Source organism: Marinococcus sp. LNSP9103-4, from assembly GCF_056034345.1.
In genome coordinates, this window is record NZ_JBQLIA010000043.1 from 1 (window position 1) to 5,883 (window position 5,883).

A 5,883-nucleotide genomic window follows, 5' to 3' on the forward strand; every position below is an offset into this window, starting at 1 on the left:
CCAGGCTATTTCTTTTTATCATAGCACAAAAAAACTGCCGACAAACTCTAAAATTAGAGTCATTGTCGACAGTCTGATGCTGCCGTCGTAACGGCAGCACTGTTTGTTTATCACGATTTTATTCTTTCCACGGCGAATGCAGAACACATTCGCAAAAGTCAGGACTCTTATAATCCGGCATAAACCGCTCGCAAACGTCAGCTTTAATATTTCCAAATGTCGTCTCGGGTTTATGCTTGAACCCTTCGTAAAAAGCAGGAAGAATTTTTTCTTTAAAATTATTCCGCGGGTACGCGCTCACGACCTCTTCCCGTAATTTTTCAGGAAACTGATGGTATCCGTCCCCCATTACGTCAAGACCCACCCCTGAATATAGAAGGGAAACCTCGGACTCTTTATACTCTGCTACCCCAATTGTCGTATGCAGAGCGATAGCGTCCCATACAAGACGAATGGATTCATCCTCCATGTTATGCTGCTGCAGGAAGCTGCGGGCTGCATTGGCCCCGTCTACTTCAAACCGTTTATCAGGACTGCTGTACTGAGTCGTCAGCCCGAGATCATGGAACAATGCACTCACATATAACAGCTCCGAATCATACTTCAGTCCAGCTTCCCTTCCTTGAATTTCCCCGAAAAGATATGCACGGTTCGAGTGATTCCAAAGCAGTTCGGACCCGTATTCCCTCAATAGATCAGCTGCTTCTTTTGCTATTTTACTGTCAGGAATTTTTACTCCTGCTACACTATTTGCCATGTTCATTCATCCTCTCCTGTTTTTATGTTTATATGACCGTTTTACTGGATTTCCCTTCTGGGTCTTCATGTATGCGTTATTTTGATAATTCATATATTGCTTTTCATTAATTGTCGTTGGTATGCATCCCCGCATGTTAAGCTGAAATAGTCTAAATTCGCAAAACTATCCCGCCATAGATGCTTGTTTCACAAAAATTAATCTGTATAAACTGCCCCGCTTCTGCAGCCAAAGGAGGGAAAACGTGCGCTCAAGTATAAATATTATCAAAGGCTTTTTATTTATTGCTGCTTTGATCGGGCTGTACTACCTTTTCAACATCAGACTGAGCATTCGTCCAACCGAGATTCAGAACTTCATCACTTCGTTCGGATGGATTTCGCCTTTCGTTTTTCTACTTGCCTACACACTGGGCCCTTTTATTTATTTTCCTTCCTCCCTTTTGTCCATTACTGCAAGTATCACTTACGGCATATGGCCTGGAGTACTTTATATATGGACAGGCGCCCTTGGCGGAGCAACGAGCGGGTATTTTATCGGACGTTTTATGGGAAAAACCATATTCAGCAAACATCAGATCCCCTGGAACCCCAGAATGAAATATTTGATGGAAAACCGTGGTTTTTTTGTAGTACTGGTGCTCCGTCTCGTCCCGCTAATGGGGTTCAGTATGCTAAGCTATTTGTCCGGTTTTTCTAAAATTAAATATTCGCATTTCATTTCCGCCACCATGATCGGTATCCTCCCCGGGATGATGATGTATGGCACGTTTGGGCAAAGTATTGTCTCCGGCAGCCGCCTTCTGCTTTGGATTGCCCTCGCTCTTCTTCTCATTTTGAGTACTGCCGGGTTTTTCCTCCGTAAGAAAATCAAAAGATGGCTCGGTATGCAGCCATGAAAAGGATGCTTAGTCTCAACATAAAAAAGCTGCAGCACCTCCGTGGGCCACAGCTTTCTTAATATCTATTTTGTATTAACCGGCGAGGCCGATAGGAGAGAAAAGCAGGTAGGTTACTACCACAGTAATAATGATGACTGCGCTCACCCATTTTCTGTGCTTCCACGGAGTCATATCAACCTTGTTGATATTTTCCTGGAACTCAAACGGCCTGTCGAGCGGCTTCCACCGACTTACTAGCCATAGGACGAGAATGTCGACAAAGAACAACACGCTGAAGGCGTACAGATAATGATAGTCCATAAACAGCCAGAAAATACCGTACAGCACAACATGAGTAATAAATGTCACTTTTGCGGCAAAGGCGGTACCATACTTGAAATAGAATCCGAGTATGATAATGACGAGCAGCGGCATACTGTATAATCCATTAAACGATTGAACAACGTTGTAAAGACCCGACGGAGCAAACGAAATCAGCGGAGCAATTAAAATAGCAATTAAAGCTACAATTACTGTAATGAACTTACCAGCCCGCGCCACCTGTCTGTCGCTTGCATCTTTTTTGATTAGCGGCTTATAAAAGTCCAGCGTAAACAGAGTAGCGGTTGCGTTCAACGCACCGACAAATGAACTTAAAATAGCACCGAAAATGACTGCTGCAAAAATTCCTTCCACCGACGGCGGCAGTACTTCAGTAACTAGACGCGGATACGCGTTATCTGCTGTTCTAAGTTCACCGCCAAACAGATTAAACGCAATAATTCCTGGAAACACGAGAAACAATGCGCCAAATATTTTAAAGAAGCCTACATATAAAGCACCCTTCTGGCTTTCCTTTAAGTTTCTTCCTGCCAGCGCTTTTTGTACGATCATCTGGTTTGTGCACCAGAAAAACAAGTTATTAAAAAACATTCCTAAAAAGAGCGTCGGCCACGGGACATAAGAAGAATCAATAGCGCCAATAGAGTTTAATTTTTCAGGTGTATTGGCCTGAATTGTTTCCATTCCACGGAAAAAGTTACCATCACCTAAGGCCATAAGACCAAGAACAGGAATAGTAAGTCCCCCGAGTAAAAGAGCAATCCCATAGACGGTATCACTGAAAGCGCTTAACCTCAAACCACCCATTAAAAGGTAAAGAAGGCCAATGAGTCCTGTTAATCCAGCAATAAAAGCTACGGCTGTTAAGGGCTCTACACCGAGCAGCTGGTCAACTGCGAAAATCTGGTTGAACACGAGTGAACCAGAGTACAATACCACAGGTAAAAAAGAGGTCATATAAGTGAAAATAAACAGAAAAGAAGCGATTCGTTTCGTTGTTTTATCGTATCTGGTTTCAATAAAATCTGTAACAGTATCCACACCGTATTTTAAGTATTTAGGGAGAAACACAAGTGCCAGTAATACAATCGCTATAGCTGAGGTTACCTCCCAGGCCATTACTTCCATACCGGAAGCGTAGCTTTGGCCGTTTTGCCCGACAATCTGTTCTGTGGACAAATTCGTCATAATAATTGTTCCGGCGATCGTAATACCCGTTAAACTTCTGCCGGCAAGAAAGTACCCTTCAGCGCTATCCGTTTTAACTGAGCGGCTTCGGGTAAAAGCAAAAAGCCAAATTGCCCCGACGATAATAATAAATGTAATAAGAGATAAAATAATAAGCCCCCCTTTAATCATATGCTTACACCGTATTTCTAAAATTGAAACAATTGTTACTATTTTTGTTTCAATTCGTTCCCCTCGGCGGGGTTGTTTTTATTCTAACCGAAAACATCAGTAAGGTAAACGCTTTCCTAAAAATATTTTTACTTTTCCCTTTTTTTTATATATTTACGAAACAGGTTTCGCAAATATATAAAACTGCCCTGCAGCATATGCTGCAGGGCAGTCAATTCAGGCTGTTTCAGCTATTGCTCTTTATTCGCCTTTGCGAGCTCCTGTTCGCGGAGTTCTACGCGGCGGATTTTTGCAGAGCTTGTCTTTGGCAGTGATTCAACAAACTCAATGCGGCGTGGATATTTATACGGAGCAGTCATTTCCTTTACGTGATTCTGCAGTTCCTTCGTTAAATCTTCTTCATTTTCCACCTGACCGTTAGGCACGATAAACGCCTTCACGACGTTGCCCCGGATATCATCCGGGCTTGCCACAGCGGCACATTCTTTGACAGATGGGTGTTTTGTAAGTGCATCCTCTACTTCAAACGGTCCGATCGTATACCCTGAACTGATAATAATGTCATCACTGCGTCCCTGGAACCAGTAATAATTATCTTCATCCTTCATTGCCCTGTCGCCAGTTAAAAAGTAATCACCCTGATAGGAATCACTGGTACGTTCCGGCTCTCTGTAATAGCCCTGAAACAGCGATGGAAGATTACGGTGCACAGCGATATTACCAATTTCATTAGCCTTCGCAGGATTTCCGTCTTCATCCACTATTTCAATAAACTGTTCGATCATTGGTTTGCCCATGGAGCCTATTTTTTCAGGAACGCCCTTTAACGTTCCGATAAGCAGCGTGCTTTCTGTCTGACCGTAACCGTCGCGAACCGGCAAATTAAACTTGTCACGGAAGACTTGAATGACTTCTTCATTCAAAGGCTCTCCTGCAGATACTGCGCTGTGCATCGCTGAAAGATCATACTTTTCGAGACCTTCAATTTTAGCCATCAGCCGGTACTCTGTCGGCGTGCAGCAAAGCACATTTACTTTTTCATCCTGAAGCAGCTGCAGATACGTCTCAGGATCAAAGCGGCCGTTGTAGGCAAACCCGGTGGCACCCTGGCCGAGTACAGATAAAAACGGGCTCCAGACCCATTTCTGCCAGCCTGGTCCGGCGGTAGCCCATACAACATCATTTTCGTGAATGTCGAGCCACTCATCTGCCGCTACCCGCAGATGAGCATATGCCCATCCATGACTGTGCACGACAGCTTTGGGTTTACCTGTCGTTCCTGAAGTGTACGGAAGAAAGGCAGTGTCATCACGGTGGGTCTGTACAATATTAAAGCTTTGGGATTCTTCTGCTGCCATTGTTTCAATCTCTTTCCATCCTTCTTTACTTCCCCCGATCATCAGCTTATGCTCGAGTGTCTCCGGCATAGGATCCATCCGGTCAATTTCCTCTGCGTACGGAGCATACGAAATAATCGCGCGGGAACCGGAATGGTCGGCCCGATACTTAATATCGTCCGCCCGGAGCATTTCTGATGAAGGAATAATCACAAGGCCTGCTTTCAGGCACGCGTAATAAGTAACATAGGCTTCCACGAGACGTGGCACCATGACAAGCACCTTGTCTCCTTTGGAAAGTCCAAGGCCGGTTAGGACGTTGGCGTACTGATTGGCCTGCTGGATCAGTTCATGATATGTAACCTCGCGGCGGCTGCCTTTATCGTCCTGCCATTTCAATGCCAGACGGTCTGAATCATAGCGTTCCATTTCTTCGATTAAATTGTAGGTTTCATTTGGTGTCAGCTGATTTGCATCAATCATAATCACATATCTCCCTTACCACTATTTTATCTTTTTCTATCATATGTGCCACAGCAGTGTATGTCTACTTATACGCCTAAAGAAATCTGATTATTTCAATTACAATTTTATCTTTTTTTTATGTTTGTGGAAAGAAGGAAACGGTTATAGCATGAGAGGAACGTTTTTGTACGGTAACTATCATTGATTTGGAAGTAGAAAGGATGAATGACACGATGAACATTATTATCAGCAAACCTAATGAGGAAATTGAAGTCCGCGAAGTAGAGGGACAAAATGATATCTACAGTATCATGGGCAACGACGCCATCATGCTCGAAATGATTCCGGAGCTTGATATTTATGCGCTTGCGAACGAAAATCAGTATGAAGAAGCAGATTATAAAGTAGAATCCAAGCAGTTCGGGGATCTTACGAATAAATACTCTCTTACCGGAACGTCCGTTATATTAACGTTAGACGCTGCCGGCAATTACGCTGAGTTGAACGATGAGCAGATTGAAGCTGTCCGCCAGCTGCAGGAAGTCCGCGGAGGCAATTTAAACAGCTAATCATTTTCCAATAAAATATCAATAAAAAAAGAGAGGCTCACGAGCCTCTCTTTACAGACTGTCGACAATGGCTCTAATTTTAGAGCGTGTCGGCAGTTTTTTTATGCTATGATAAAAAGAAATAGCCTGGAAAGGGGTTATGGCGCATGATGAAGCGGAATGCGGAAGAAGCTC

General features: G+C 43.7%; 5 protein-coding genes. 2 read left to right on the forward strand and 3 right to left on the reverse strand.

All coding sequences use genetic code 11. From position 1 onward, the window contains the following. Positions 1-118: 118 nt before the first annotated feature. Positions 119-757, reverse strand: a complete 639-nt coding sequence (locus tag ACTRXG_RS16610; protein WP_022794018.1) for an HD domain-containing protein — start codon at positions 755-757, stop codon at positions 119-121. 244 nt (positions 758-1,001) lie between these two features. Between ACTRXG_RS16610 and ACTRXG_RS16615 the strand changes: the two genes are divergently transcribed. Next, positions 1,002-1,655 carry a TVP38/TMEM64 family protein gene (locus tag ACTRXG_RS16615; protein WP_474262770.1) on the forward strand — a complete coding sequence of 218 codons (654 nt, stop codon included), beginning with the start codon at positions 1,002-1,004 and terminating at the stop codon, positions 1,653-1,655. A 75-nt stretch (positions 1,656-1,730) separates the two neighbouring features. On the opposite strand, the gene ACTRXG_RS16620 is transcribed toward ACTRXG_RS16615, so the two are convergent. Further along, positions 1,731-3,338 (reverse strand): solute:sodium symporter family transporter, encoded by a 1,608-nt coding sequence (locus tag ACTRXG_RS16620; RefSeq protein ID WP_474280077.1) that lies wholly within the window; start codon positions 3,336-3,338, stop codon positions 1,731-1,733. A gap of 230 nt (positions 3,339-3,568) precedes the next feature. Continuing rightward, a complete protein-coding gene (gene mbcS / locus ACTRXG_RS16625) occupies positions 3,569-5,158 on the reverse strand; it encodes an acyl-CoA synthetase MbcS (RefSeq protein ID WP_474286024.1) in 1,590 nt (529 codons plus the stop codon). Between the two features lie 203 nt (positions 5,159-5,361). On the opposite strand from mbcS, the gene ACTRXG_RS16630 reads away from it, so the two are divergent. Beyond that, a complete protein-coding gene (locus ACTRXG_RS16630) occupies positions 5,362-5,709 on the forward strand; it encodes a hypothetical protein (protein WP_474262774.1) in 348 nt (115 codons plus the stop codon). Positions 5,710-5,883 lie beyond the last annotated feature (174 nt).

What these genes read in the sequence shown, in the direction of transcription:
- ACTRXG_RS16610 (WP_022794018.1), bottom strand. Translation starts at nt 757, where the DNA reads ATGGCAAATAGTGTAGCAGGAGTAAAAATTCCTGACAGTAAAATAGCA.
- mbcS (WP_474286024.1), bottom strand. Translation starts at nt 5,158, where the DNA reads ATGATTGATGCAAATCAGCTGACACCAAATGAAACCTACAATTTAATC.
- ACTRXG_RS16630 (WP_474262774.1), top strand. Translation starts at nt 5,362, where the DNA reads ATGAATGACACGATGAACATTATTATCAGCAAACCTAATGAGGAAATT.
- ACTRXG_RS16620 (WP_474280077.1), bottom strand. Translation starts at nt 3,338, where the DNA reads ATGATTAAAGGGGGGCTTATTATTTTATCTCTTATTACATTTATTATT.